The sequence below is a fragment of the Jeotgalicoccus coquinae genome (assembly GCF_014207425.1).
GTDB lineage: Bacteria > Bacillota > Bacilli > Staphylococcales > Salinicoccaceae > Jeotgalicoccus > Jeotgalicoccus coquinae.
Map to the genome: position 1 here is coordinate 918,533 of NZ_JACHFF010000001.1, position 26,093 is coordinate 944,625.

Annotated in this window: 23 protein-coding genes and 1 riboswitch; of the genes, 13 read left to right on the forward strand and 10 right to left on the reverse strand. The window is 43.2% G+C overall.

What is annotated here, in order from left to right; translation table 11 throughout:
• Nucleotides 1-5 precede the first annotated feature (5 nt).
• The 9 genes from murG (at nt 6) to brnQ (ending at nt 10,491) form a co-directional block, all read left to right on the forward strand.
• Nucleotides 6-1,082 carry an undecaprenyldiphospho-muramoylpentapeptide beta-N-acetylglucosaminyltransferase gene (gene murG, locus HNR41_RS04565; protein WP_184282162.1) on the forward strand — a complete coding sequence of 359 codons (1,077 nt, stop codon included), beginning with the start codon at nt 6-8 and terminating at the stop codon, nt 1,080-1,082.
• A complete protein-coding gene (locus HNR41_RS04570; RefSeq protein ID WP_184282164.1) occupies nt 1,079-1,702 on the forward strand; it encodes a phosphatase PAP2 family protein in 624 nt (207 codons plus the stop codon). The genes murG and HNR41_RS04570 overlap by 4 nt, the downstream gene beginning before the upstream one ends.
• A 94-nt stretch (nt 1,703-1,796) precedes the next feature.
• Nucleotides 1,797-2,417, forward strand: coding sequence for a GNAT family N-acetyltransferase (locus HNR41_RS04575; RefSeq protein WP_184282167.1), 621 nt, complete (start codon nt 1,797-1,799; stop codon nt 2,415-2,417).
• A gap of 193 nt (nt 2,418-2,610) precedes the next feature.
• Nucleotides 2,611-3,285 carry a response regulator transcription factor gene (locus HNR41_RS04580; protein WP_184282169.1) on the forward strand — a complete coding sequence of 225 codons (675 nt, stop codon included), beginning with the start codon at nt 2,611-2,613 and terminating at the stop codon, nt 3,283-3,285.
• Nucleotides 3,282-4,655 (forward strand): HAMP domain-containing sensor histidine kinase, encoded by a 1,374-nt coding sequence (locus tag HNR41_RS04585; protein WP_184282171.1) that lies wholly within the window; start codon nt 3,282-3,284, stop codon nt 4,653-4,655. The genes HNR41_RS04580 and HNR41_RS04585 overlap by 4 nt, the downstream gene beginning before the upstream one ends.
• Nucleotides 4,656-4,764: 109 nt before the next feature.
• Nucleotides 4,765-7,563: a 2-oxoglutarate dehydrogenase E1 component gene (locus HNR41_RS04590; RefSeq protein ID WP_184282174.1), complete on the forward strand. Its 2,799-nt coding sequence runs from the start codon at nt 4,765-4,767 to the stop codon at nt 7,561-7,563.
• 18 nt (nt 7,564-7,581) lie between these two features.
• Nucleotides 7,582-8,817 (forward strand): 2-oxoglutarate dehydrogenase complex dihydrolipoyllysine-residue succinyltransferase, encoded by a 1,236-nt coding sequence (gene odhB / locus HNR41_RS04595; RefSeq protein ID WP_184282176.1) that lies wholly within the window; start codon nt 7,582-7,584, stop codon nt 8,815-8,817.
• Nucleotides 8,818-8,886: 69 nt separating this feature from the next.
• Entirely contained in the window at nt 8,887-9,081 is a 195-nt protein-coding gene (locus HNR41_RS04600) for a DUF6501 family protein (RefSeq protein WP_184282178.1), read from the forward strand.
• A 96-nt stretch (nt 9,082-9,177) separates the two neighbouring features.
• Nucleotides 9,178-10,491, forward strand: a complete 1,314-nt coding sequence (brnQ, locus tag HNR41_RS04605; RefSeq protein WP_184282180.1) for a branched-chain amino acid transport system II carrier protein — start codon at nt 9,178-9,180, stop codon at nt 10,489-10,491.
• A gap of 488 nt (nt 10,492-10,979) precedes the next feature.
• Here the strand turns inward: brnQ and HNR41_RS04610 are convergent, their stop codons facing one another.
• Together HNR41_RS04610 and HNR41_RS04615 are read right to left on the reverse strand one after the other, a co-directional pair.
• Entirely contained in the window at nt 10,980-12,170 is a 1,191-nt protein-coding gene (locus HNR41_RS04610) for a toxic anion resistance protein (protein WP_184282878.1), read from the reverse strand.
• Entirely contained in the window at nt 12,163-12,894 is a 732-nt protein-coding gene (locus tag HNR41_RS04615) for a 5-bromo-4-chloroindolyl phosphate hydrolysis family protein (protein ID WP_184282182.1), read from the reverse strand. The genes HNR41_RS04610 and HNR41_RS04615 overlap by 8 nt, the downstream gene beginning before the upstream one ends.
• Before the next feature lie 123 nt (nt 12,895-13,017).
• Here HNR41_RS04615 and HNR41_RS04620 point away from each other — a divergent pair, with 123 nt between their 5' ends.
• The 3 genes from HNR41_RS04620 (at nt 13,018) to HNR41_RS04630 (ending at nt 15,401) form a co-directional block, all read left to right on the forward strand.
• Nucleotides 13,018-13,314, forward strand: a complete 297-nt coding sequence (locus HNR41_RS04620; protein ID WP_184282184.1) for a DUF1033 family protein — start codon at nt 13,018-13,020, stop codon at nt 13,312-13,314.
• A gap of 125 nt (nt 13,315-13,439) precedes the next feature.
• Nucleotides 13,440-13,640 (forward strand): cold shock protein CspA, encoded by a 201-nt coding sequence (gene cspA, locus HNR41_RS04625; protein ID WP_026859816.1) that lies wholly within the window; start codon nt 13,440-13,442, stop codon nt 13,638-13,640.
• Between the two features lie 783 nt (nt 13,641-14,423).
• The gene (locus HNR41_RS04630; protein ID WP_184282186.1) at nt 14,424-15,401 is read left to right on the forward strand and encodes a nuclease-related domain-containing protein; all 978 of its coding nucleotides are present in this window, start codon (nt 14,424-14,426) and stop codon (nt 15,399-15,401) included.
• 455 nt (nt 15,402-15,856) lie between these two features.
• On the opposite strand, the gene lysA is transcribed toward HNR41_RS04630, so the two are convergent.
• From lysA to HNR41_RS04670, 8 genes are all read right to left on the reverse strand, one after another.
• A complete protein-coding gene (gene lysA / locus HNR41_RS04635) occupies nt 15,857-17,152 on the reverse strand; it encodes a diaminopimelate decarboxylase (RefSeq protein WP_184282188.1) in 1,296 nt (431 codons plus the stop codon).
• Entirely contained in the window at nt 17,142-18,212 is a 1,071-nt protein-coding gene (locus tag HNR41_RS04640) for an alanine racemase (RefSeq protein ID WP_184282190.1), read from the reverse strand. The genes lysA and HNR41_RS04640 overlap by 11 nt, the downstream gene beginning before the upstream one ends.
• A gap of 19 nt (nt 18,213-18,231) precedes the next feature.
• Nucleotides 18,232-19,383 carry a M20 metallopeptidase family protein gene (locus tag HNR41_RS04645; protein WP_184282192.1) on the reverse strand — a complete coding sequence of 384 codons (1,152 nt, stop codon included), beginning with the start codon at nt 19,381-19,383 and terminating at the stop codon, nt 18,232-18,234.
• Nucleotides 19,383-20,099 (reverse strand): 2,3,4,5-tetrahydropyridine-2,6-dicarboxylate N-acetyltransferase, encoded by a 717-nt coding sequence (dapD, locus tag HNR41_RS04650; RefSeq protein WP_184282194.1) that lies wholly within the window; start codon nt 20,097-20,099, stop codon nt 19,383-19,385. The genes HNR41_RS04645 and dapD overlap by 1 nt, the downstream gene beginning before the upstream one ends.
• 14 nt (nt 20,100-20,113) lie before the next feature.
• Entirely contained in the window at nt 20,114-20,827 is a 714-nt protein-coding gene (gene dapB, locus HNR41_RS04655; RefSeq protein ID WP_184282196.1) for a 4-hydroxy-tetrahydrodipicolinate reductase, read from the reverse strand.
• Nucleotides 20,824-21,711: a 4-hydroxy-tetrahydrodipicolinate synthase gene (gene dapA / locus HNR41_RS04660; protein ID WP_184282198.1), complete on the reverse strand. Its 888-nt coding sequence runs from the start codon at nt 21,709-21,711 to the stop codon at nt 20,824-20,826. The genes dapB and dapA overlap by 4 nt, the downstream gene beginning before the upstream one ends.
• A gap of 13 nt (nt 21,712-21,724) precedes the next feature.
• Nucleotides 21,725-22,702, reverse strand: coding sequence for an aspartate-semialdehyde dehydrogenase (locus HNR41_RS04665; RefSeq protein ID WP_184282200.1), 978 nt, complete (start codon nt 22,700-22,702; stop codon nt 21,725-21,727).
• A 94-nt stretch (nt 22,703-22,796) separates the two neighbouring features.
• Nucleotides 22,797-22,976: riboswitch (Lysine riboswitch) on the reverse strand.
• Between the two features lie 61 nt (nt 22,977-23,037).
• Nucleotides 23,038-24,639: an ABC-F family ATP-binding cassette domain-containing protein gene (locus tag HNR41_RS04670; protein WP_184282202.1), complete on the reverse strand. Its 1,602-nt coding sequence runs from the start codon at nt 24,637-24,639 to the stop codon at nt 23,038-23,040.
• A 190-nt stretch (nt 24,640-24,829) separates the two neighbouring features.
• On the opposite strand from HNR41_RS04670, the gene HNR41_RS04675 reads away from it, so the two are divergent.
• Nucleotides 24,830-25,702 carry a CvfB family protein gene (locus HNR41_RS04675; protein WP_184282204.1) on the forward strand — a complete coding sequence of 291 codons (873 nt, stop codon included), beginning with the start codon at nt 24,830-24,832 and terminating at the stop codon, nt 25,700-25,702.
• The last annotated feature ends 391 nt before the right edge of the window (nt 25,703-26,093 follow it).

A 26,093-nucleotide genomic window follows, 5' to 3' on the forward strand; every position in this document is an offset into this window, starting at 1 on the left:
CGCTTATGGTTTCAGAAAATAAAAAAGTCATGCTGACAGGCGGCGGAACAGTCGGTCATGTCATGCTGAACAAGCTTCTAATTCCTGAATTTCAGAATAAAAATATTGAGCCGCATTACATTGGTTCGAAAAAGGGTATAGAGAAAGATATCATTTCAAAAATGGATATTCCTTATCATGAAATTTCGAGCGGCAAGCTGCGCCGTTATTTATCGTTTGAAAATTTAAAGGATATTTTCAAAGTGGTTAAAGGCGTCACGGATGCGAAGAAGATTTTAAAACGCGAGAAACCGTTATTCGTCTTTTCAAAAGGCGGTTTCGTCTCGGTACCGGTTGTACTCGCTGCAGCTGCAAAAGATGTCCCGGTATACATTCACGAGTCGGATCTGACTCCGGGACTTGCGAACCGCATTGCGAGCAAGTTCGCAACGAAAGTATTCACGACTTTTGAAGCAACGGCGGAAAAATTCACGGATGCCAAAGCTGAATACCTCGGTCCGGTCATTCGTCCCGAGCTGCTGAAAGGCAAACACAAGCGGGGGTACGCGTTAACAGGATTTAATTCCGGCAAACCTGTACTGATTGTTATGGGCGGCTCACTTGGTGCGAAAAAAATTAACGAGTTCGTTCACGGCAATATCGATACGCTGACAGAAAAGTATCAGGTTATTCACTTAACAGGTAAGGGCAATGCGAATAATAAAATTAAGAGTGCCGGCTACAAACAGTTTGAATTCGTCGGCGACGAACTTGCAGATCTGCTTGCAATAAGCGATATCGTCATTTCACGCAGCGGTTCGAATGCAATATTTGAACTGCTTCTGGCGAAAAAACCAATGGTTTTAATTCCCCTCGGTCTCGATCAGAGCCGCGGCGATCAGATTCAAAATGCCAAGCACTTTAACAAGCAGGGATATGCCGAAGTCCTTAAAGAAGAAAACTTAAACCTTGAAAACTTATATGAGAAGCTCGATTATATCGACACGAATTACAGTGACATCACATATAAAATGACGCAGTTTAAACACGGCTTTAACCCGGGCGAACTTGTTGATAAACTGATTGGGGAGGCGTCTGAGTGAGCAGAAGCAAGAAGATGTCTTTATTTCTCGTCTTCACTTTAATATTCGGCGTGATTGCCATCTTTCATGAATCGAGGCTCGGCCGGTGGATCGACCGTGAAGTTTATGAATTTATATATGCATCCGAAAGTTTTATCACAACAGCACTGATGCTCGGATTTACTCAGCTCGGCGAAGTACTGTCGATGATTATAATGTCACTTATTCTGATTTCGATTCTGATGCTGTACAAATTAAAAATTCACACATTGTTTATTTTGATTTCAATGATTGCATCAAGTATTTTAATTCCGGTCTTAAAAAATTCATTCGACCGCGAGCGTCCGTCAATGCTCCGCCTGATTGAAATTTCGGGATTCAGTTTCCCGAGCGGACACGCGATGGGCTCGACGATATTCTTCGGATCGCTCGGGACGATAATTAAACATACAGATTTAAATAATAAAGCATTGTTAATGACGGTGTGCGCAACGTTTATTCTGATGATTTCATCATCCCGCGTATACCTTGGCGTACACTACCCGACAGACGTGCTGGCAGGTGTTGTAATCGGTCTTGCGGTCGTTGTTGGAACAAGTGCGCTGCTCCATAAAAAATTCAGAAAACCAGGCATAATTTAAAAGAATTTATTCTTAAAATATTATCGTTGCTTAAAGCATTCCGAGGAATTATAATGGGATTACTTTGGGTGATATTAAGACGGCAGGTGATAATATGGCAATAAATTTATATGAAAACATTACGCTTGAAAATGACAGAATTCGACTCGTGCCCATGCAGTTAAGCCACGCCGCAGAACTTCAGTCTATTAATCATGACAGTATTTGGACCTACATGCTTTTTCAGGCAACAACAGAAGATGCAATGAGCGATTGGATTCAAAGTGCCATCGAACTCCGCAACCAGCTGAAATCGATACCGTTTGTTGTCGTATTAAAATCAACGGGCGAAGTTGTCGGTGCAACACGTATTCAGCACATCGACTACGAACGCCAGAGCTGCGAAATCGGCGCGTCATGGTTCGGCACAAAAGCACAGCGTACATTCATAAACTCAGACAGCAAATTTTTACTGCTTGAATACTGCTTCGAAGTGTTAAAACTCATGCGCGTGCAGGTACGCGCCGACGAACGCAATGAACGCAGCAACAAAGCAATCGAAAGAATCGGCTTTACTAAAGAAGGCGTGATCCGTAAAGAACGCGCACTCCACGGCGTCCCGCGCAATTTAATAATCTATTCAATCATCGATGATGAATGGCCCGAAGTGAAAACGAATCTGCTTATTAAACAGCAAAGCTATATGATGGAGACACCAAGTACAATTGTAAGTTAATGATATAAATAATATGAGATTGATGAAAACCGGCGGTTCCCGAGAGGAGCTGCCGGTCTTTTTGTGTTTGGACAGGGTCGGCCGGCGGACTTTGTTGAAGTCACCAAATCCCCAAAATTCCGCATCACATACGCCTTTCGTTTTTAAACCACCGCATTTTCATGATAATATGTAGACAAAGTAGGTGAGGCTTATGCCGGAAGTGCTAGTTGTTGAAGACGAAACGAATTTAGCCCGTTTCATAGAATTGGAATTAGGCCATGAGGGTTACAATGTAACGCTCGCTGCTGACGGTCAGGAGGGTTTTAATCTGGCTTCGGAGAATGATTACGATGTCATCCTGCTGGACCTGATGCTGCCGAAGCTCAACGGTCTGGAAGTGTGCAGGCGTCTGCGCAAAACGAAAGATACGCCCATTATTATTATTACGGCCAAAGGGGATACGTACGATAAAGTCGTCGGTCTCGATTACGGTGCGGATGATTATATCGTGAAGCCGTTTGAGATTGAGGAACTGCTCGCGCGCCTCAGAGTAATTATGCGCCGCAGCAAGACCGCGGAAGCGAATCACGATACGCTTGACCTTCACGGGATCTCGATTGATACGTCAGCGTATACTGTCGCAATTGACGGGACGCCGATTGAGCTGACGAAAACCGAGCATGAGCTTCTGTATCTGCTCGTAAAAAATATGGGAATCGTCATGAAGCGTGAACAGATCCTCGATATTATATGGGGATACGACAGTGAGGTCGAAACGAATGTGGTCGACGTGTATATCAGATATCTCAGAAACAAACTGAAACCGTTCGACAAAGATAAACTGATTGAAACCGTCCGCGGGGTCGGGTACGTGATCAGGCAATGAACCGCGTGACATCGCTCCGCAGCCAGTGGCTGAAACTGTCGATTTTAATTATTACGATCACTTATATACTCTTCAGTTCACTGCTCATTTATGCGACGAGTGTTTATCTGAAAGACCAGGAGTACCGGTCGGTCTCACGGAGTCTTGAGGATGTGAGCTCGCTGTATGAAAATCAGCCGTTCAACTCGATTACCGAACGTGATATTTATACGAGTCTGTATGACGATCAGCAGATGGGATTGTACACTCTCAGCGGGGAAGAGGTTTACCGCTGGCCGATCCGTACCCAGCTGAATGTCGATACGGACTTTGAGGCGAACGTTAACCCGGTAATTGAGTCAACGAGCATCGACGGCGATGATTTCCTCGTCGGCACGCGCATGCTGCAGTCGGATTACTGGCACGGTTACGTTACTGTCGTGCACCCGCTGAATGAGTACAATACGATAATCCGCATGATGCTGTTCATCGCTACGATTATCGGGTTTTTATCGATTACATTTACTTCTATAATCAGTTATTTCTTCTCGATTCAAATGGTGAAACCGATTGGGAGATTTACCGGACAGCTCAAAAAAATTGAGAATCAGGGCTTTGCCGAACGTCTCGATTTAAAGACGAACATTATCGAAACCGATTATATGATCGAGTCGTTTAACAACATGATGGGCGCGCTCGAAGAGTCGTACAATCAGCAGAAGCAGTTCGTTGAGGATGCGTCCCATGAACTGCGCACACCGCTCCAGATTATTCAGGGGCACCTGCAGCTGATTAACCGGTGGGGCAGAAACTCTCCGGAAGTGCTCGATGAGTCGCTCGGTATTTCCATCGAGGAGCTGAAACGCATTAACAAACTTGTCGAGGAACTGCTGCTGCTAACTAAAAACGAAGGCCAGGATTTCCTGCAGAATGAAAGTATCAATTTAAACGATGAAATAATGAGCCGCATTGAGAGTCTCGATAAAGTTCATCCGGATTATACTTTTGAAGCGAAGCTCCATAAAGGCAGACTCATGTATCCGATAAATAATTACCATTTTGAACAGATGCTGATTATTTTCCTGGATAACGCGATTAAATTCGATACGGAGAACAAGCATATTACGGTTGGTTCGGAAATTGACCGTCACGGGAATATTGAAATTACGATTACGGATTCCGGTGTCGGAATTCCGGCAGATGAAATCGAGCAGGTATTTAACAGGTTTTACCGTGTCGATAAATCCAGAAGCCGCGATCAGGGTGGAAACGGACTCGGTTTATCGATTGCTAAAAAAATTGTGGAATTGTACCGCGGGGACGTATGGATCACAAGTGTTGAAGGAAAATCGACTACTGTTCACATAAAGTTCACAAAACCTAAAAATTAACATCGAAAACTTTAGTTACAATCTACAATTGTGCTTTCAAGAACCCTTGTAAAATGGTAAAATTTTATACGTATTGAGTATTTAAAAAATATAAAGAGGTGGCAGTACAATGCAACAAAATGAAGTTGAGAATGCTCCTGTTAGATTTGGAACAAATCTAGGCATGATTCTTGAGTATTTTGACATGTACAAAGAAGATCCGGATTCAGTATCTGAAGAAATGCAGTTATTATTCGACAGCATTGCTTCTAATGATGGCAGCAATACTCGTCAATCAGGACAGGCACTCAGTTCAACAGGTCAGGACAAAATCAAAGGTATTTTACAGTGGTTAAATGACATCAGACAATATGGTCATTTAAAAGCTGACGTCTATCCGGTTTACTCACCGGAAATTGACAACGCACCTGACTTTGATTTCAACGCATACGGTTTTTCAGATGAAGATCTTGAAAATCTGCCTGCAGGTATCGTTTCAGAAGCAATTGCCGATAAATTCGACAACGCTTTGGAAGCTGCACGTTACCTGGAACAAATATACACTTCACCGTTATCTTATGAGTACACTCATATTAACAACAGTGAAGAACGTGAATGGCTGCAAAATACGATTGAAGGACTCGGCGAAGTCGAACTTTCCAATGATCAGAAACTTTATCTTTTCAAGGAATTAGTTAAAACTGAAGGTTTTGAAAAATATCTTCACAAAAACTTTGTCGGCGCTAAACGCTTCTCAATCGAAGGAGTCGACTCGTTAGTTCCAATGCTTGACCACCTGCTGGCACGCATGGCTGAAGAAAACATTCCACATCTGCAGATTGGTATGGCACACCGCGGACGCTTAAACGTGTTAACGCATACGCTGCAAAAACCATATGCAATGATGCTGAGTGAATTCATGTCGACTGATCCGATGAAATTCCTTCCTGAAGACGGTTCACTGGAACTGACTAACGGCTGGATGGGCGACGTTAAGTATCACCTCGGCGGCGTTAAAACAAGAACTGACAAAGGTATCGAACAGACTGTGACACTTGCCAACAACCCGTCACACCTTGAAATCGTCGGACCTGTCGTTCAGGGACGCACGCGCGCACAGCAGGAACAGACTGACCAGGCAGGAAAAGCAACTCACGACGTAGATAATTCACTTGGTGTAATTATTCACGGTGACGCAGCATTCCCAGGACAAGGGGTTAACCCGGAGTCTATGAACTTATCAAACCTTGACGGATACTCTGTCGGCGGAGCGATGCACATCATTACGAACAACCGTATCGGTTTCACGACTGAAGAGTGGGATGCACGTTCTACATTATATGCATCTGATATTGCCAAAGGTTTCGACATGCCTGTATTCCACGTCAACGGTGACCGTCCGGAATACGTACTTCGCGTCATCGACATTGCAATCCAGTACCGCCAGAAATTCAAAAAAGACCTTGTTATCGACCTTATCGGTTACCGCCGTTACGGCCACAACGAAATGGATGAGCCGATGACGACTAACCCCGGTCTTTACAATGAAGTAAATGAATACCCGTCAATCGACAACCTTTACGGTGACAAACTCGTTGAAGAGGGTGTAATTACTCAGGAAGATAAAGACAGCATCATGCAGGCAATTCAGGACGAATTAAGAGCTGAGCATGACAAGATCGACAAAACAGATACAATCGTGACTGAAGATATTCAGACACCGGCAGAAATCATTGAAGGACAGGCTAACGAAGTAGAAGAAGATGTTACTCTTGAACGTCTGACTAAGATCAATGAAGAACTGTTAACGTATCCTGAAGGCTTTGCACCTCTTAAAAAATTAAACAACGTTTTATCCAGACGTCAAAAACCATTTGAAGACGACACGGCTCTTGTTGACTGGGCTCATGCGGAAGCACTTGCATTCGCAACGATTAACCAGGATGGCACACCAATCCGATTCACAGGGGAAGACGCGGAACGCGGAACGTTCGCACACCGCCACGCAGTACTTCACGACCCTGAAACAGGTAAGAAACACACGCCGCTGCACAACATCAGTGATTCTAAAGCTTCATTCGAGCTTTACAACTCGCCGTTAACTGAAATGGCAGTCGTTGCTTACGAGTACGGCTACAACGTTGAAAACAACAGCGCGTTAACTATCTGGGAAGCTCAGTACGGAGACTTCGCAAACATGGCTCAGCCTATTTTCGATGTATTCGTATCATCTGCACATTCCAAGTGGGGAGAAAGAACTGCTTTAACACTTCTTCTGCCGCACGCACAGGAAGGTCAGGGCCCTGAGCACTCATCAGCACGTCTTGAGAGATATTTACAGCTTTGTGCTGAAAACAACATGACAGTTGTTAACTTATCAAGCAGTGCCAACTACTTCCACCTGTTAAGACGTCAGGCGAAGTACTTAAACACAGAAAAAATGCGTCCGTTAGTAGTTATGTCACCTAAGAGCCTGCTGCGCAATACGACAGCAAGCCAGCCGGTCAGCGAATTTGTACAGGGCCAGTTCCACGAAATTATCGTACCTGAGTACAAGAAAACTAAAGTTAAATCTGCAGTTATCGCGAGCGGTAAAGTGGCAGTAGATCTGCTTGAAGCACAGGCTAAAGCCGAAACTCCAAACGACGAAGTAATGATTATCAGACTGGAACAGCTGTATCCGTTCCCGGCTGAAGCTATTAAATCAGTATTAGATGATATTACAAACCTGAAAGAAGTCCGCTTCGTACAGGAAGAACCGCAAAACCAGGGTTCATATCATTTCGCACTTCCGTACCTGCTTGATATTGTTCCGGCGAAAGCTGAATTGAACTATATCGGCAGAAAACCGAGCGCTTCAACTTCTGAAGGCAACGGCGGATCATATAAACTGGTACAGCAAAGCATTATTGAGAAAGCTTTAAAATAATAGGAGGTAAATTATAATATGGCTGAAATTATCGTGCCTGAATTAGCAGAATCAATTACAGAAGGAACAATCTCTACATGGTTTAAACAAGTAGGGGACACAGTTGAAAAGGGCGAAAACGTTCTTGAACTTGAAACTGATAAAGTAAACGTGGAAATCGTCAGCGAAGAAGCAGGCGTAATTTCTGAACTTAAAGCTGAAGAAGGCGACACTGTTGAAGTTGGACAGGTTATCGCTGTAATCGGTGAAGGCGGCGGTGCGCCTGCTGCTGAGAAAGAAGAAGCTTCTGACGCTAAAGCTGAAGAAACTGAATCTGAAGAAGCAGTACCCGCTGAAGAAGACGAAAGCGATGCGCTTGTTGTTGCCACACCTTCAGCGAGAAAACTTGCACGCGAAAAAGGAATCAAAATTTCAGACATCAACCCGACAGACCCTCGCGGTTTAGTTCGCAGCCAGGATGTTGAAAACCACGGTAATGCGCCTGCACCTAAAGCAGAAGCTAAACAGGAAGCACCTAAACAGGCTGCACCGGCTCAAAACGCTGCACCTGAAAAACCTGTCAGACGCGAAAAAATGTCACGCCGCAGACAGACAATTGCGAAACGTCTTCTGGACGTATCACAAAACACTGCAATGCTGACTACGTTTAACGAGATTGACATGACTAACGTTATGGAACTCAGAAAACGTAAAAAAGAAAGCTTCCAGGAACGTAACGACGGTACAAGACTCGGCTTCATGTCATTCTTTACTAAAGCTGCAACAGCTGCACTCAGAAAATACCCTGCAGTTAACGCTGAAATCGACGGCACGGACTTTATCTATAAAGAGTTCTTCGACGTATCAATTGCTGTATCTACTGACGAAGGTTTAGTAGTGCCGGTTGTCCGCGACACAGACCGTAAAACATTCGCTGAAATTGAAAATGATATCGCATCACTTGCTAAGAAAGCTAAAGATAAGAAATTATCTCTTGACGACATGGCAGGCGGTTCATTCACAATTACTAACGGCGGTGTATTCGGTTCATTAATGTCAACACCGATCATTAACGGTACACAGGCTGCAATCTTAGGAATGCACACAATTCAAAAACGTCCTGTGGCAGTAGGCGACGATATTGAAATCCGTCCTATGATGTACATTGCACTAAGCTATGACCACAGAATTATCGACGGAGCTGAATCAGTTGGTTTCCTTAAGACAATTAAAGAACTGATTGAGAACCCTGAAGATTTATTATTAGAAGGCTAAATTTAAAACAATTTTATAAGAGAAGGTATCTGCGCGATACCTTTTCTTTTTTAATTAGGAGGACATTTCATGTTACAGAATAAATGGGAAAACAGAAATTTAAGAACAGTTACGGTTAAACATACGGACGCTGAAAAGTACAAAGTCTCTGATATGCTTACAGTCGGCAAAGAGTACACAGTAGTGAATGAAACAGAAGAGTATATCTTCGTAAAGGATAATTCCGGTAAAGTAGGCGGATTTTACAAAACTTATTTTTCATAACTTAAATGTCAGATAATTTCAAAAACTTATAGATTTTTCTGTCATTGTGGTGTAAAATGATTTGCATACCAATTTTTATAAGAAGAGGCGATGTCCATGAGTACAAAACAAGTCATAATGGTAGGATTCACTTTATTTGCCATGTTCTTCGGAGCAGGCAATTTAATTTTCCCGCCGGCACTCGGATTCGGGAGCGGGGAATACTTCTGGACGGCAATGATTGCATTCGTCCTTACAGGTGTAGGTCTTCCGTTACTTGGAGTGATTGTAGGATCAATTTCAAAAGACGGATATAAAGAATCATTAAAAAATATTCACCCGGCATTCGCCGTATTGTTCCTGGTCGCGATTTACTTAACGATCGGACCGTTCTTTGCAATACCGAGAACTGCAACAACTGCTTATGAAATGGCAATCGTGCCATTCCTAAGTGAAAACACAGGAATCTGGTTACTGATTTTCTCATTAGTATACTTTATCGTTGTCTTATTACTAAGTCTTAAACCAGGTACATTAGTGAACAGTATCGGGCAGGTGTTAACACCATTATTACTTATCGGAATCGTGCTCTTAATCGTCGTGGCAGGTGTTGCTTACTTCAGCAACTCAATCAACCCGGCATCAGAGACATTCCAGCAGACTTCACCATTTACTATCGGCTTTACTGAAGGATACTTAACGATGGACGCGATTGCAGCAATTGCATTCAGTGTGCTCGTACTTAACTCAATCAGACAGCTTGGCATTACAAACCGGCGCGACTTGCTTGTCGGCACAATCAAATCTGCACTGCTTGCAGCTGTACTGCTTGGTGCAATCTACATTTCACTTGGCTGGCTCGCTAACCGCGTAGACCTCGGCGGCGCATTAGTGGATGATCAGAACTTAGGAACATTCCTGCTGACATACATGAGCAGTGACGTGTTCGGTATTTTCGGACCTATCCTGCTTGGTGTAATTGTCCTCCTTGCATGTCTGACGACAGGTACGGGACTTATCGTATCGGTATCTGAATACTTCAACAGTATTCTTCCGAAAGTACCATATAAAGTATGGGTAATATTATTCGTGCTGATCTCATTCGGACTTGCAAACCAGGGGCTGGATCAGGTTATCGCAACGAGTATTCCGATTCTGTCAATCATCTATCCGATTGCAATGACAACAGTGCTGCTGTTAATCGTGACATACTTCGTACCGTCACCGAGACTTGCACTGCAGATTCCGGTCTACCTTGTAACAGCATTATCAATCCTTTCTGTAGTACACAGAAACGGCTGGCTGGAACTTAACTTCTTAGAGTCACTGCCATTATTCAGCTACAGTTTTGAATGGATTCCATTTATGATTGTTGGCTATATTGCGGGATACTTAATCGGTCTTAAGAAACCGAGAGTAGAGTATTCGTAAGATAATTAAAAATAAGACCGCTTTCCCTGATGGGAGAGCGGTTTTTATTTGGGTGAAAAATTCGAATGCGGATCCGTGTGATTGCTTGAGCAGGTTCATCTGCATGAGACACTGTCATGACTACTAAAAATGAAATGCGCAGGCATGAGAGTCAATTGTGACTTTTAAATATCCGCTATTAACTTTATGAAATACCGACATCTGGTTGAATGCTTTTAATTGACCGCATGAACACTTCACATACGGCTGATAATATCTAATCGGCCGCATCTTTGCCTGTCATCCGGTCGAAAACCCGGATTCAACCGCATGAGAGCTGTTCATCGGGACGAATAGCTTTTTTCGTCTCATCTAGCGAGTCACATTGGGACAAATATTATTAATCGTCTCAATGAACAGCGGACTCTCGTTAAAAACAGCTTATCTCATTCTCTACAATTAAAAAATCACCCCTCTGTTATCAGCAGAGGGGTGATTCAGTATTTCTATCAGTATCTGTGTTTATCTTTAATTTGCAGTAATCGTTCTTTCAGTTCTTTTTCCATCGTCACAAGCTCTGCTTCAGCCGACTTACGCTTCTGTGTGCCTTCTGACTGGATTCTGAGCGTTTCTTCGATTGTTGTGACCAAGTTCTCCTGAGTTATCTTAAGCGTCTCAATATCGACGATACCGCGCTCATTTTCGGTCGCAGTTCTTAACGAGTTCTGTTTCAGCATTTCACTGTTCTTAGTTAAGAGGTCATTCGTCGTATTTGTTACTTCACGCTGGGCTTTTGATGCCGATTCCTGTCGGAGCAGTGTCAGGGCAATTGCCATCTGGTTTTTCCATAACGGGATACTTGTCAGAATTGAACTTTGAATTTTTTCAGCAAGTGTCTGATTAATATTCTGAATCATGCGAATCTGCGGTGCAGACTGCAGTGTAATCTGTCTGGATAATTTAAGATCGTGGACGCGTTTTTCAAGACGGTTGATGTACTGCATCATATCGTTAACGTCCTGCACGTCCATCTGGTTGCCTGAAGCATCCGCCTCAGCTTTTAAGCGGGGGAGTGTTTCATTTTCAAGTTCTTCTTTTTTAAGTTCCGCCGCTGCGATATATATATTAATTGCATCGAAATAGTCTTTGTTCTGGTTATATAAACCGTCCAGCATATTCACATCTTTAATGAGCACTTCTTTCGCGTGCTCAAGCTGGATTGAAATACGGTCGACCTGTGATGCGATACTCTGATGCTTTGAAATCATTTCGTTAACAGAGCGTTTGACGCGCCCGAACATACGCTTGAATATGTTGCTCTTTTCATTCGTCAGTTCTTCCGGATCAATCTCTTTTAATTTCTTCATCAGTTCTTCCAGTGTATCGCCGATAGGGCCGACGTCTTTCGACTGGACTTCACTCAGCATCTGATGTGAGAATTTCGACATTGCCTGCTGAGCATTCGCACCGTACGTAATCAGTGCGTCGTTATTCAGCGGCTCAATCTTATCTTTAATATCGTGAATTGATTTTAAATCCGATTCGCTGAACTGATCTTTAAACGTCGTCAGCATTTCGCTCTCTTTCGGTTTTTCTGCCACAGATTCTTCAGGCTGCAGTATTAAATTATCGTTTGTGTCATCTGCTTCTTTAAACGGATTTTTTAAGAGTTCATCTTTAAGATTTCTATCTTCAGCCATTTCCTTCACCCCGATGTACTTTTTCTGTTTCTTTTTCTGCATTACGCTTCTTGTTTAAATTCACTTTCTCTTTGCCCAGCTTATTATCAAGCGCTGCCTGGCGCTTTTTCGCACGGGCCGAGTTCATCTTGATTAAATCTCTTTCGACATTTAAATCCTGATAGCTGCTCTGGTTCATATGAGACAGGTTCGACTGCAGCGTACGTTTCAATTCTAACATTGATAAACGCGTCTCGTGGAGCTGAATTCGTTCATCTTTCGATTTACCGGGCATCTTATACAGATACAGATACTTTTCAATCGTGTTGACTGCTGTCTCCAGATTCGAATGGAAGAACTGCTGTACGCTGTAAAACTGTCTCGGGTCTTCTTCTACAGATGAAATAATCGTTTTAACGATCCGGTTAATATCAAATATCATCTTCGCATCTTTTATCGATCTGATATTCATATAGCTGGAACGCAAACGATTCGTATGCTCCTTCGCCTGAGCGAGCTGTTCTTTTATATATTTGTACTCACTGTTGGTGAGCTGTAATTTCTCTAAATGCTTATTATGTGAAATACGCTGGGCGGGCAGGTAGGATGCGCCAAAACCGCCGATACCGATAATTACGTCTAAAAACATATGAATATCAAATACATTAGACGATAAAACCCAGGCGGTGAGACCGGCCGGTACAGCAATCACAGAAGCAATGAAATGTGAATAGTTACTCTTCATTGTTCAAAACCCCTTAGTCTATATGTGGCTATTTATTATAATTATAAAGCGTTATGCTTGATAATGCTAATTATACGCGTTTATAATAATGAATAATATCGGCAAGGGAATGGAGTTTTAAATATGTATGAAGTCGTAATTGTCAGAGCGGATTATGAAGGCTGGTGGCTCTTTGAGGGCTGGCAGAACGACATTATAAACAGGCATCAGTTTAACGATGATGCAGCGCTGATAGAAGGCTACAGTTCCATTATTGAACAGATGAAAGAAAAATATAACAGCTATATCCAGGGAAAATATGATTTATACGCATTCTTTAATGCATGCGAAATAGAATTTTGCGAAGACTGCGATGAAGATGTCCAAATATACTATACGCCGATAATGACAAAAAATAATGAATTTTATAAAAATGATTAAAATTAATGTAAAACGTCACAAAATTGTTGGAAATTCAGTTGCAATATAACTAACTACATTGTATAATATGAATCATCAGTAAGTTCTTCTTATTGATAATTTACGTCTTTTGGAGGATTTTATTAATGAAACAAGGTACAGTGAAATGGTTTAACGCAGAAAAAGGTTTTGGTTTCATCGAAATTGAAGGAGAAAACGACGTGTTCGTACACTTCTCAGCAATTAACCAAGAAGGCTACAAGTCACTTGAAGAAGGTCAAGCAGTTGAATTTGAAGTAGTTGAAGGCGACCGCGGTCCACAAGCTGCAAACGTTGCTAAACTATAATTATAAATTGATTCATTAGAATAATTTGTAACTTCTAAGCAGGTGCCCGGATTTATCCGGGTACTTGCTTTTTTTGTTGGCTTGAGTGGGATTTTACGCGTTGTATCTGATGATCTGACCCCGGTTTGTCGTCACGTTTTTGTATTCGGAGTGTTTTTGGCGGGTTCGAGGACAACCCGGAAGCACCGTCGTACTCCAAACACCTTTAAAGTACGACAACGAAGCACTGTCGTACTCCAAACACCTTTAAAGTACGACAACGAAACACCGTCGTGTTCCAAGCACCTTTAAAGTACGACAACGTACCACCGTCGTACTCCAAGCACCTTTAAAGTACGACAACGAAACACCGTCGTATTCCAAGCACCTTTAAAGTACCACAACGAACCACCGTCGTACTCCAAACACCTTTAAAGTACGACAACGAAGCACTGTCGTACTCCAAACACCTTTAAAGTACGACAACGAAACACCGTCGTACTCCAAGCATCTTTAAAGTACGACACCGAACCACCGTCGTACTCCAAACCTTCTCTTAATATACATAACTTACTAAAGCGGTATTATCCGTTCTTATAAACCTTAATTATCTCTCATATTAAATAAGAATAGAATACTTTCCAGCAAATTTAACCAACCATCTATTCCCATTATTGACCACACTTTGATAAAAAAACACTCAGTTTTGCTATTTTTGCTTAAACATGAACTTTTTAAAAGGAAATCGCACTTTTAACCTATATATAGAGTAGAGGGGTTTTTATTTAAAAAGGAGGAATTAAGATGTTTATCAATGAAAGAACCAAGCCACATGACTTACTTTATTACGAGGCGCTTGCAGCGCGAACATCATTAACGAAAGTTGAATCCCGTAAATTCAGCACTTATAAAAATGGTTTTGAAGGTGAGCAAATGTATGATCAGCTGTTCGACAGTATCGGTCACGATAATATTCTAATTTACAGAGATGTTTTCCTGAGTGTTGATAATTCCGTTACTCAATATGACAGTTTAATTATTAGTGATAAAGGAATTATATCTAATGAAATTAAGAATTTTACAGGCAGCTGCACTGTTCGTAATGGAAATTGGTTCAGAGGAGATTATCCAATTCCTAATAATGCATTTAGTCAGCTAAACAGAGCAGTGGGGAAACTTATGGAACTACGCAACACAGCTAAAGCTGATTTTAATGTCTCGGGAAAGCTTGTTTTTCCTAATGATACTTTTATATTTCATTCAGATGATCAGTCTAATTGGGATAAAATGATTTTACGTTCAGGTTTACGTGACTATTTTCAACAGTTTAACCAGACTGGAATTAAAGCAGGGAATAAAGCACAGTATATTTCACGGTTAATTAGTGAGCACATTGTAGAGAATACGTATTTTAACCCTCAAATTGATAAAACTCGCCTGAAATTTGGATTGTACTGTGGTCACTGTGGAAGTTTTAATCTTAATAAGACAAGATTTCATCTGACCTGTAACAAATGCGGCAGTGTAGAATATAATGAAACTCATCTTCTACGTGCGATGAGTGATTATAAATTCTTATTCTACAATCAGTCAATGACCCGTAACGATCTTCTGAAATTTATCGATAATGATTTACATCATAAAGTTATCTCAAGAGCGCTTTTAAAACATTGCTATATTAATAGTAAAGGCAGAAATACTACATATACATTTAAATACTATGATTTTGATGATGCTGTAAGAAAATCTGATGTATATATGAGGTATAAAGACCATAATTGATGTGTTTAGTTCTATTTAGTCACGAAGGAGTACTGCAAGGCATGCTAAGGTACGACACGGAAACACCGTCGTATTCCAAAGCTGCTTAAAGTACGACAAGAAAACACCGTCGTATCCCAAAGCTGCTTAAAGTACGACACGGAAACACCGTCGTATTCCAAAGCTCCTTAAAGTACGACATGGAAACACCGTCGTATCCCAAAGCTGCTTAAAGTACGACACGGAAACACCGTCGTATCCCAGAGCTCCTTAAAGTACGACAAGAAAACACCGTCGTATTCCAGAGCTGCTTAAAGTACGACAAGGAAACACCGTCGTATCCCAAAGCTGCTTAAAGTACGACAACGAAGCACCGTCGTACCCCAACCCGCTCGTTGAGTTATTCATTAAGCAGACCAAACAGCGTTTCAAACAAGAAAAAACCTCACCCGGAATCACTCCCGGGCGAGGATAGTTTATCTTACATCGTTTTCGATTAATTGTTCCAGCGTCTGGCGTTTAATGACCTGACGCACGCCGTTTTCACAAGCAAACACGACTGCGGGCTTACGCATCTGGTTGTAGTTGGATGCCATGGAGTAGTGGTATGCACCGGTTGTCTTCACTGCAAGCAGATCGCCGCGCTTTATATCGGCCGGGAGGTTTTTATCTTTTCCGATAATATCTCCGGATTCACACAGCTTACCAACGACGTGTGATGAAACTTCTTTAGAAGATGAAGAGCTCCGGACCACGGGAATTACCTCATACTCAGCGCCGTATAAAGGTGTACGAATGTGATCGCTCATGCCGCCGTCCACAGATACGTATCTGGCCACGCCCGGGATGTCCTTTACAGTTCCGACCTCATACACGGTAACTGCTGCTTCGGCGGCAATCGAACGGCCGGGCTCAATCATGACATGGGGAATTTCCCGTCCGGCACCATTCCGGGATTTGGCAACAACGTCTTTCAGATGTCCGATGATCGCATCAAATCCTTCTTCGATCGGGAATCGCACATCGTCCTCAGTATATCTGACGCCGTAGCCTCCGCCCATATTAAGTATTTCAATATCAATATTATGCTCATCGAGCCATGCGTACACGTTCGTAATTGCGTTAATGAACGGTGTGCTGTCATCGAGCTGAGAACCTAAATGATAGTGAATCCCTTTAAAATCAAGCTTCCCGCAGTTATTAATATTATCAATCGCGAGTTTAGCTGCACCGTTCGAAAGTGACAGACCAAACTTGCTGTCTTCCTGTCCGGTGGAAATATAATCATGTGTGTTCACTTCAACACTCGGATTAATCCGAATGAGCACGTTAACACGATCTCCATCATCCAAACCTGACGCAAGCCCGTTAATTAATTCAATCTCATCGAGTCCGTCGAGGATAAAGAAACGGACGCCGTGCGCCAGTGCATATTCAATCTCTTCCGGCGTTTTGTTATTGCCGTGGAAATGAACGTCCTGAACCGGGAATCCGGCAGCAAGTGCAGTATAAAGTTCACCGACAGATACTACATCGAGTTCCATGTTCTCTGCTTCGAGCAGTTTTATCATCTGGACGCTGCTGAACGCTTTCGACGCATACGACACGGAGTAGGGAATGTTATGACTATTTAATACGCTGTGGTATTTCCGCATCATGCCGGTCATGTACGTTTCGTCGTAAATGATGACCGGTGTGCCGTATTCCGCCGCAATATCACTGATTTTATGTCCTCTGATTGATAGTTCTCCTGCTGAATAATTAAACGTCATAAATAATTTCTCTCCCCAATGATTGATAATTTAATGCACCGAGCTGTTCTGAATTGGCGCCGACTCCGAGTTCTGTGTATTTGTCGATACGGAGTCTGCTGTTGTACAGATAAACATCCATATCAGCTGTCACTTCGTCATCAACCAGCACCGCCATGTGACTCATCATCAGTGCGGCAATCGGATACGTTCTGCCGCCGATTTCACATTCGAAACCTGCGCGTGCACGGAGTACGCCGTCGCCGTAGCCGATATCAACAATCGCAACTTTACAGTCGGAATCTGCTTTAAAGGCTGCACCGTAACCGAGCGTCATCCCCGCAGTTAAGCTTCTGAACTGAATAATGGGTGCAGACAGCACCGCCGGCTGAATGAAATCTCTATCATCCAGATCCGCATACGGTTTAGAACCGTAAAGCCCGATACCTAAACGTACATGTGAGTGGCCGTTAAACAGACCGTCCCTCACATAACTCGCGCTGTTCTGTGCGTGGATTACCGAAGGTTCCACACCGAGTGTCTTTACGTCTTTAACAAACTGCAGCCAGTTTGCGCGTTCAGTTTCATAAATGCCGTCAAACTCATCAGAGTAGCCGAAGTGTGTCCACAGTCCTTTAAAATTCAGTTCAATACCGGACTGCTTCATATCTTCCAGAATATACTTAAGTTCAGTAATATCAGCCAGTCCCGACCGGTTGAACAGCCCTGCATATTCAAGATGAATATTAAGTCCCTGGAGTTCTTCTTTATATGTATCGTAATAGCCCGGGGAGGGCAGAGTGATATCTAGATTAAACATGCGGGCACGTTTAAAGTCAGTCGTCGGATTCATTAACATAATATCGGCGCTGTCCCCGCACATCTGCCGTATTTTAACAGCATCATCGACAGACGTCGTCGCAAATGCGCGGATGCCTGAAATCGCAAAGGCCTTCACAGCGAACTCAAGTCCGTAGTTGTACGCGTTATTTTTAACGACCGCAATCGTCTGACCCGGCAATTGGAACTGCTTCGCCTGTTTTATAAACTGCGCCTCATCGATCTGAAATATACCGCCCATTTAAAAAATCTCCCCGCTATTAGTAGTTATTTAACAATGCTTCGTAATAATCCGCCACTTTAACCAGCACGCGCTCATCAAAGTTAAATGTATCTGTATGAAGGCTCGATGTATAACCTTTTTCAAGGCTGCGCGATCCCGCGAAGACAAAATACGTTTTTGCGATGCTGCTGTAAAAGCTGAAATCTTCTCCGAACAGGTAGGGTTTATCTTTTTCTATACCCCTTAATCCGGCTCCGGTAATCGAAGTTTCAACAGTTTCTCTTAATTCGTCGTCATTCTTCACTGCCGGGTAGCCTTCAGTGTAGTAGAGCTCAACGGATGCACCGTACAGCAGTTCAGCAGCTTCTTTTATTTTTGTCAGCTGTGATTTAATGACCGCAAGATCCGATGCTTCATATGTGCGTATCGTCCCGCTCAGACCGGCATTCGCCGGTACTGTATTGACGGCTTCGCCGCTCTGTATTTTACCCATATGAATAATATTGCGGTTCAAACCGTCGAGATGAAACTGCTGGATGCTCCCGACTTCAGAGGCGATTTTTAAAATCGTCTCGAGTGCTGAGACACCCTGATGTTTCTGGGCAACGTGTGCGCTTGCACCTTTTACTGTAAAGTGATATTCCGTAGCGCTTGCCGTCAGTTCTCCGTCCCTGTATAACACGAGACCTTCATCTTCATCGGGCATTAAATGTACACCGAAAACCGCATCGAATGCCGGACGGTTATCCCACGCATTGAGTAGTAAATTTGCACCGGCATTTGCTTCTTCAGACGGTTGGAATATAAACACGCAGTTGTGTTTTAATTTCCCTTCATCAGACAGAGTTTTTGCACGTTTTACAAATAAAAGAAGGGCAGTGGTATGCCCGTCGTGTCCGCATGCGTGCATTACATTATCCACGCTGCTTTTATATTCCACGTCATTCTGTTCATGTACCGGCAGTGCATCGATATCGGCCCTGAAACCGAGTGTCGTTTCGCTGTTTCCATTCAATACAGCAATGACGCCTGTACTGAGCACCTGATAATATGAAACGCCGATATCTTCGAGCACAGAAATGATATATTCAGTCGTTTTATGTTCTACAAGGCTTAATTCCGGGTGCTGGTGCAGGTATCTCCGGTGTTCAGTAACGAACTTAAGCTCATCAGTATAAATGTCAGACATTAGTCATTCAGCTTTCTGAGCGCCTGAACGATTTCTTTTTTAGAGCCTGTTACTTCGCTTGCCTGTTTAATGACACGTGCCGGAGTACCTGCAACAACACTGCCTGCCGGAACGTCCTCAGTTACGATTGCACCTGCTGCGACAATTGCACCTTTACCGACAGTGACGCCTTCTAAAATTACAGCATTCGCACCGATTAATACATCATCTTCAATCATTACAGGGGATGCACTTGGCGGTTCGATTACACCTGCTAATACTGCACCGGCACCGACGTGAACGTTTTTACCGGTCGTTGCACGGCCGCCGAGCACTGCGTTCATATCGATCATCGTGCCTTCGCCGACGATTGCACCGATATTAATTGACGCGCCCATCATTACAACCGCGCCGTCACCGATAACCGCATGTTCACGGATGAATGCACCCGGTTCGATACGTGCTTTCGTATTCGTTAAGTCCATTAAAGGAATAGCCGAGTTGCGGCGGTCCTGTTCGATGACGATGTCCGTCACTTTATCTTCTATAGAAGGATAAAATTTCTGCCAGTCACGCGCATCTGCGAATACCGTTTTAGAATTATCTGTACCGAATACTTTAAATGACCCGTCGAATTCGACACCTTCAAAGTTTCCGTTAATATAAATTTTAAGCGGTGTTGCTTTCTCCGCGTCTGAAATGTACTGAATGATCTCTTCTGCTGTAAATTTTTCCATTGTGTAAAAGCTCCTTAGAATATGTTGTTATAGTCGTAAAATCCGTTTCCTTTGTTTATAAGACTTTCTGCTGCTTTAATTGCGCCGTTTGCAAATATATCTTTTGACTGTGCAATATGCTTCAATTCAATGACTTCATCGAGTCCGGCAAAAATCGCTTCGTGTTCGCCGACAATCGTACCGCCGCGTATCGCGCTGACACCGATTTCGTCAGTTGAGCGCTGGTGATTCGCCTTGGAACGATCGTAGACCGGATAGCTGCCGTCGCGTGATTCGAGTGCTGTATCAAGGAGTTTAACGAGCGTGCCGCTCGGTGCATCAACTTTTCTGTTATGATGGCGCTCAACGAGCTCCAGATCATAATCAGCGAGCTGGTTCAGTGCCTCTTTAAGCAGGTTATTTAACACGTGCACACCGTAACTCATATTGGCACTGAAAAATACCGGTGCTGATTCAGCACGTTCATTCAGCTTCGTAACGATTTCATCTTTCTGTCCTGTCGTTGCGACAACGAGCGGGGTTTTAAAATTCTGTTCAATTATTGGCAGAATGCGTTCGGGATTGGAGAAATCAATCGCGACGTCTGCATTGGCATCATCGATATTATCAAAAGCGGGGTAGTCAGTCTCACCGGATGAAATCACACCTGCGATTTCATGTCCGGCTTCAGTTGCGAGACGTGCAACGATTTTATTCATCGTCCCGTAGCCGATTAAGAGTATTCTCATACTCTCACGCCTTTTTTAAATTCGTTAAACGTATCGACAATGGTCTGTCTTGTATTTTCTTCCAGTGGTAAAAGTGGCAGTCGCAATTCATAATCACCATACCCGAGTTCAGCTGTTAATGCTTTGACCGGGATTGGATTCACATCAATCTGCACTGCATTAATTACAGGCATTAATGATGCGAAACGCTGTCTTCCGTCCGCGTCTCCTGCTTTAAGTTTTTCGTATACTTCCTGCATTTCACCCGGGATGACGTTGCCGACTACTGAAATTAAACCTTTGCCGCCAAGTGCAGTAAAGTCAGTTAAGTTGTCGTCGTTGCCGCTGTAAAGAGAAAAATCAGAATCAACAAGGTTTAAAACATTAATTGTATAGTTTAAATCGCCCACTGCATCTTTCAGTGCCACGATATTTTTATGACGGCTTAACTCCAACACCGTTTCAGGATCAATCGACATCCCGGTACGTCCCGGTACATTGTATAAAATAACCGGAATATTAATACTGTCGGCAATCGCTGTAAAGTGGGCGATTAAACCGCGCTGGTTACTCTTGTTGTAGTAGGGTGTAATCAGCATCACACCGTCAGCACCTGTGTCTTCGGCAAAGACTGACAGGTCTATCGACTGCTGCGTTGAATTTGTACCGGTCCCTGCAATGACAGGCACACGGCCTGCTGCAGTTTCCACACCGACGCGGAGGAGTTCTTTAATTTCATCTGCGGATAAAGTAGGGGACTCCCCGGTTGTGCCGTTCACAATAATACTCTGTACATTGTTTTCAATAAGATACTCGATATGGCTTCTGAACGCATCGTAGTCAACTCTATTATTTCTAAACGGGGTGGTCATCGCCACACCGACACCTTCAAAAATCGGACTCATAATATCTCGCTCCTTATTTGTTTTCTATTAATGATTTTAAAATCTGCACTGTATTCTGCGCTGCGCCTTTAAGAATGTTATCACCGACACACCATACGTGGAATGTATTTGCCATCGTAGGATCTTTGCGGATACGGCCGACGTAAATTTCGTTCTCGTTTGTCGCTTCAAATGGAGTTGGATAAACACCTTCAGCCGGGTTATCCATTAAGACGATGTGCGGGATGTTCTTAAACGTATCCCGGACTTCTTCTTCAGAAGCTTCTTTATCCAGCGTGACGTTGATCTGTACGCTGTGGCTTGAAATAACCGGAACTCTGACGCATGTCGCAGTGACATTTATTGAATCGTCTCCGAGAATTTTCTTTGTCTCGTCGATCATTTTGACTTCTTCTTTCGTATATCCGTTGTCTAAAAATACATCGATCTGCGGGATGACGTTGTTGTATATCGGCTTCGGATACGTCGTTGGTTCAGCACCTTTTGCACCTTCCTCAAGATCCCTGATGCCGCCTGCGCCTGAACCTGATACCGACTGATACGTTGTATAATTTACGCGTTTCACACCGAATGCGTCATATAACGGTTTTAACGCGATGACCGACTGAATCGTCGAACAGTTCGGGTTGGCGATAATTTTACGGTTTAACGTTGGTGTGTTAATTTCCGGAACAATTAAATCAATATCATCGTGCATTCTCCAGAAACTTGAATTGTCGATAACAATCGACCCTGCTTCTTCAAAGAGCGGGGCGAACTTTTCACTCGTCGAACCGCCGGCACTCATAATCACATAATCAAAATCATCTTTCGTTCTGTCTTCGGTTAATTCCTGTACAGTAAAGACTTCACCGTTTACTTCAAGTTCTGAACCGCTTGAGCGTTTAGAAGAGAAGAGTACCAGTTCGTTGTAGGGAATCTTATACTGTTCCACCATTTCCAGCATTTTCGTACCGACGACACCTGTTGCACCGACAATTGCGAGTTTCATAAAATACAGCCTCCTAGAAGTTTGTCTGAATAGTTAGTATTATACGTATAAATAAAAAAACAAGCCCGGGTACCGGACTTGTTTTAAATTTATATACAAGCGATGCCCTCCATTATTTTTTCAAATAATGACAAATCCATAGCTCTTAACCACTAGATCCAACAGCCGGTGTCTGCGTACCACTGACCATTTCGGCATCTCACCCTTTCGTTATATACACTTTGCAGAAGTTAAGTATATAAGTACTGTTGATTGATGCGCCTCATCCGTACTATTCAGTTTTGATGTTGATTGTCATTATACATAACAAAGTATTCGAAGTAAACAGATAATTCCTATTTCTTTATAATACCTTTTTCAATAAGGTAATCTTCATAGCCGATTTCCTTCACAAGTGCTTTGTTGTCGCTTAAATCAAGCACTGCGTTTGAAATTGTATTGATGAATTCAAGGTCATGTGAAGTGAAGATAATTGAACCTTTGAATTTTTTCAATCCGTCGTTGACTGCAGTAATACTCTCTAAGTCAAGGTGGTTGGTCGGCTCATCCATTAACAGAACGTTTGCCTGAGACAGCATCATTTTGCTGAGCATGGCGCGGACTTTCTCTCCACCTGACAGTACGCTCGCTTTTTTCTTCGCTTCTTCACCGCTGAACAGCATTCTGCCGAGGAAACCTCTGAGGAAGGTTTCAGTCTGTTCTTCAGGCGGAGCATACTGGCGCAGCCATTCAACAAGGCTTAAGTTAACACCTTCAAAGAACTCCGAGTTATCTTTCGGGAAGTAGCTCTGTGAAGTCGTCACACCCCAGTTAACCTGACCTGAGTCCGGAGTCACTTCTCCTGCAAGAATGCGGAGGAGGGTAGTGCGCTGCAGTTCAGAACCGCCTGTCAGAATTACTTTATCATTTGGAGATAATGTAAATGAAATGTTATCAAGTACAGTTTCACCGTCAATTGTATGAGTAAGATCTCTTACTGTAATGAGTTCGTTACCGATTTCTCTTTCAGCTGTGAAGCCGACGAAAGGATAACGGCGTGAAGATGGTTTGATATCTTCGAGTTCGATTTTCTCGAGCATTTTCTTACGGCTTGTTGCCTGTTTTGATTTCGAAGCGTTGGCACTGAAACGTGCAACGAAATCTTTAAGCTCTTTAATCTTTTCTTCTTTTTTCTTATTCTGGTCCTGAGACATCTGTAATGCCATCTGGCTCGACTGGTACCAGAAGTCGTAGTTTCCGACATAAACCTGGATTTTACCGAAGTCCAGGTCCGCAATATGCGTACATACGTTGTTCAGGAAGTGTCTGTCGTGTGAAACGACGATTACAGTGTTTTCAAAGTTAATCAGGAATTCTTCAAGCCACTGCACCGCTTCAATATCGAGACCGTTAGTCGGCTCATCCAGAAGCAGTACGTCAGGGTTACCGAACAGGCTTTGTGCAAGCAATACTTTTACTTTCGCCGTGTTATCGATTTCGCCCATTGTTTTATCGACTAAGTCGTGTGTCACGCCAAGACCGTGAAGTAATGTTTCAGCGTCACTTTCAGCAGTCCAGCCGCCCATTTCGCCGTATTCACCTTCAAGCTCTGCCGCTCTGATGCCGTCTTCGTCCGAGAAGTCGGGCTTCATGTAGATTTCGTTTTTCTCGTTCATAATAGACCATAATTTTTCGTGACCCATTAATACAACGTCAAGAACGCGCGCATCTTCGTAACCGAAGTGATCCTGCCGCAGGAACGCCATGCGCTCGTCGTCTCCCAGCGTTACGTGGCCATCCGAGTCGATTTCACCTGTCAGCACTTTAAGGAAAGTTGACTTCCCGGCACCGTTCGCACCGATTAAACCGTAACAGTTCCCCGGTGTGAATTTAATATTTACATCTTCAAATAATTTTCTGTCTCCAAATCGCAGACTCACGTTGCTTACTTGCAGCATGTGCATTCTCCTTTATATTAAAACTTATACGTTTTTTTAGTTTACATTCATAAGCGATAATACCATAATTATGGTATGATTTATACACAAGTATGTTCATCCGTATGCTTACTATTAAAAAACCACAATATTAAACATTAACTGATATATGAATAATACACAATAGAAACAATATAAATGAGGAGTCTATATGACAAAACTTTCAGGTACTACACAATTTTTAAAAGTAATTAAAAAAGAAGGATCGACTTACACGCTCGTTTCAGAAGACGAAAAGTATATCCGCATGAACGCATCGGAAATTGAAGGGGATAAAGAATACGACATCGATGATGAAATTCTTGTCTTTATTTATCCTAACCGTTCGGGCGAATTATTCGCGACACCGAAACTGCCGAGCATTACTGCAGATAAATTCGGCTACGCTGAAGTCAGTGAAGTCAACCGTGACGGTGCATACCTCAATATCGGTTCACCGCGTGAAATTCTGATTCCATGGATCGATCTGCCGCGCCTTAAAGAAGTTTGGCCGCAGGTCGGCGACAAAGTCTACGCAACAATCCGTGTTGAAGCAGATGACCAGATGTTCGGACGCTTAATTAACGAAACGGAAATGGATGAGAAATTCCAGCCGCTGAAAAAAGAAGACTACGAAACACTCGGCAACAAATGGCTTAAAGGCCGCCCGTACCGTTTACTGCGTGTCGGGACGTTTATCATCTCGGATGAAGGATACAAAGTATTCGTCCACGAAACAGAACGTGAACAGGAACCCCGTCTCGGCCAGGAAGTTAACTTCCGCGTAATCGGCATTAACGACAAGGGCGAAGTGAACGCATCGTTTTTAGAAAAAGCATACAAACGTTTAGGTACAGACGGTGAACGCATCGTAGAATACATGCAGATGCACGGCGACATGATGGACTTCACCGACAAGAGTTCACCGGAAGATATCAAAGCAGCATTCAACCTTTCAAAAGGCCAGTTCAAGCGCGCACTAGGCGGACTGCTTAAAGAAGGCAAAATCGAATTCGATAACGGCGCCACTTATTTAAAGAAATAATATATTAATATGATGAAGGCGGGACCCTGAGGGGTTCCGCTTTTTTTGGTTTGGGGGTGCTGCTGTGTGCTGTGTGACTATGAGGCGCGCTCATTGTTACGCTGGAAGTCTATCATGACTATGAGGCGCGCTCATTGTTACGCTGGAAGTCTATCATGACTATGAGGCGCGTTCATTGTTACGCTGGAAGTCTATCGTGACTATGAGAGGCGTTCATTGTTACGCTGGAAGTTTATCGTGACTATGAGAGGCGTTCATTGTTACGCTGGGGGTCTATCGTGACTATGAGGAGCGCTCATTGTTACGCTGGAAGTTTATCGTGACTATGAGGCGCGTTCATTGTTACGCTGGAAGTTTATCGTGACTATGAGGCGCGTTCATTGTTACGCTG

What these genes read in the sequence shown, in the direction of transcription:
- murG (WP_184282162.1), top strand. Translation starts at nt 6, where the DNA reads ATGGTTTCAGAAAATAAAAAAGTCATGCTGACAGGCGGCGGAACAGTC.
- HNR41_RS04575 (WP_184282167.1), top strand. Translation starts at nt 1,797, where the DNA reads ATGGCAATAAATTTATATGAAAACATTACGCTTGAAAATGACAGAATT.
- HNR41_RS04580 (WP_184282169.1), top strand. Translation starts at nt 2,611, where the DNA reads ATGCCGGAAGTGCTAGTTGTTGAAGACGAAACGAATTTAGCCCGTTTC.
- HNR41_RS04585 (WP_184282171.1), top strand. Translation starts at nt 3,282, where the DNA reads ATGAACCGCGTGACATCGCTCCGCAGCCAGTGGCTGAAACTGTCGATT.
- HNR41_RS04590 (WP_184282174.1), top strand. Translation starts at nt 4,765, where the DNA reads ATGCAACAAAATGAAGTTGAGAATGCTCCTGTTAGATTTGGAACAAAT.
- odhB (WP_184282176.1), top strand. Translation starts at nt 7,582, where the DNA reads ATGGCTGAAATTATCGTGCCTGAATTAGCAGAATCAATTACAGAAGGA.
- HNR41_RS04600 (WP_184282178.1), top strand. Translation starts at nt 8,887, where the DNA reads ATGTTACAGAATAAATGGGAAAACAGAAATTTAAGAACAGTTACGGTT.
- brnQ (WP_184282180.1), top strand. Translation starts at nt 9,178, where the DNA reads ATGAGTACAAAACAAGTCATAATGGTAGGATTCACTTTATTTGCCATG.
- HNR41_RS04610 (WP_184282878.1), bottom strand. Translation starts at nt 12,170, where the DNA reads ATGGCTGAAGATAGAAATCTTAAAGATGAACTCTTAAAAAATCCGTTT.
- HNR41_RS04615 (WP_184282182.1), bottom strand. Translation starts at nt 12,894, where the DNA reads ATGAAGAGTAACTATTCACATTTCATTGCTTCTGTGATTGCTGTACCG.
- HNR41_RS04620 (WP_184282184.1), top strand. Translation starts at nt 13,018, where the DNA reads ATGTATGAAGTCGTAATTGTCAGAGCGGATTATGAAGGCTGGTGGCTC.
- cspA (WP_026859816.1), top strand. Translation starts at nt 13,440, where the DNA reads ATGAAACAAGGTACAGTGAAATGGTTTAACGCAGAAAAAGGTTTTGGT.
- HNR41_RS04630 (WP_184282186.1), top strand. Translation starts at nt 14,424, where the DNA reads ATGTTTATCAATGAAAGAACCAAGCCACATGACTTACTTTATTACGAG.
- lysA (WP_184282188.1), bottom strand. Translation starts at nt 17,152, where the DNA reads ATGACGTTTAATTATTCAGCAGGAGAACTATCAATCAGAGGACATAAA.
- HNR41_RS04640 (WP_184282190.1), bottom strand. Translation starts at nt 18,212, where the DNA reads ATGGGCGGTATATTTCAGATCGATGAGGCGCAGTTTATAAAACAGGCG.
- HNR41_RS04645 (WP_184282192.1), bottom strand. Translation starts at nt 19,383, where the DNA reads ATGTCTGACATTTATACTGATGAGCTTAAGTTCGTTACTGAACACCGG.
- dapD (WP_184282194.1), bottom strand. Translation starts at nt 20,099, where the DNA reads ATGGAAAAATTTACAGCAGAAGAGATCATTCAGTACATTTCAGACGCG.
- dapB (WP_184282196.1), bottom strand. Translation starts at nt 20,827, where the DNA reads ATGAGAATACTCTTAATCGGCTACGGGACGATGAATAAAATCGTTGCA.
- dapA (WP_184282198.1), bottom strand. Translation starts at nt 21,711, where the DNA reads ATGAGTCCGATTTTTGAAGGTGTCGGTGTGGCGATGACCACCCCGTTT.
- HNR41_RS04665 (WP_184282200.1), bottom strand. Translation starts at nt 22,702, where the DNA reads ATGAAACTCGCAATTGTCGGTGCAACAGGTGTCGTCGGTACGAAAATG.
- HNR41_RS04670 (WP_184282202.1), bottom strand. Translation starts at nt 24,639, where the DNA reads ATGCTGCAAGTAAGCAACGTGAGTCTGCGATTTGGAGACAGAAAATTA.
- HNR41_RS04675 (WP_184282204.1), top strand. Translation starts at nt 24,830, where the DNA reads ATGACAAAACTTTCAGGTACTACACAATTTTTAAAAGTAATTAAAAAA.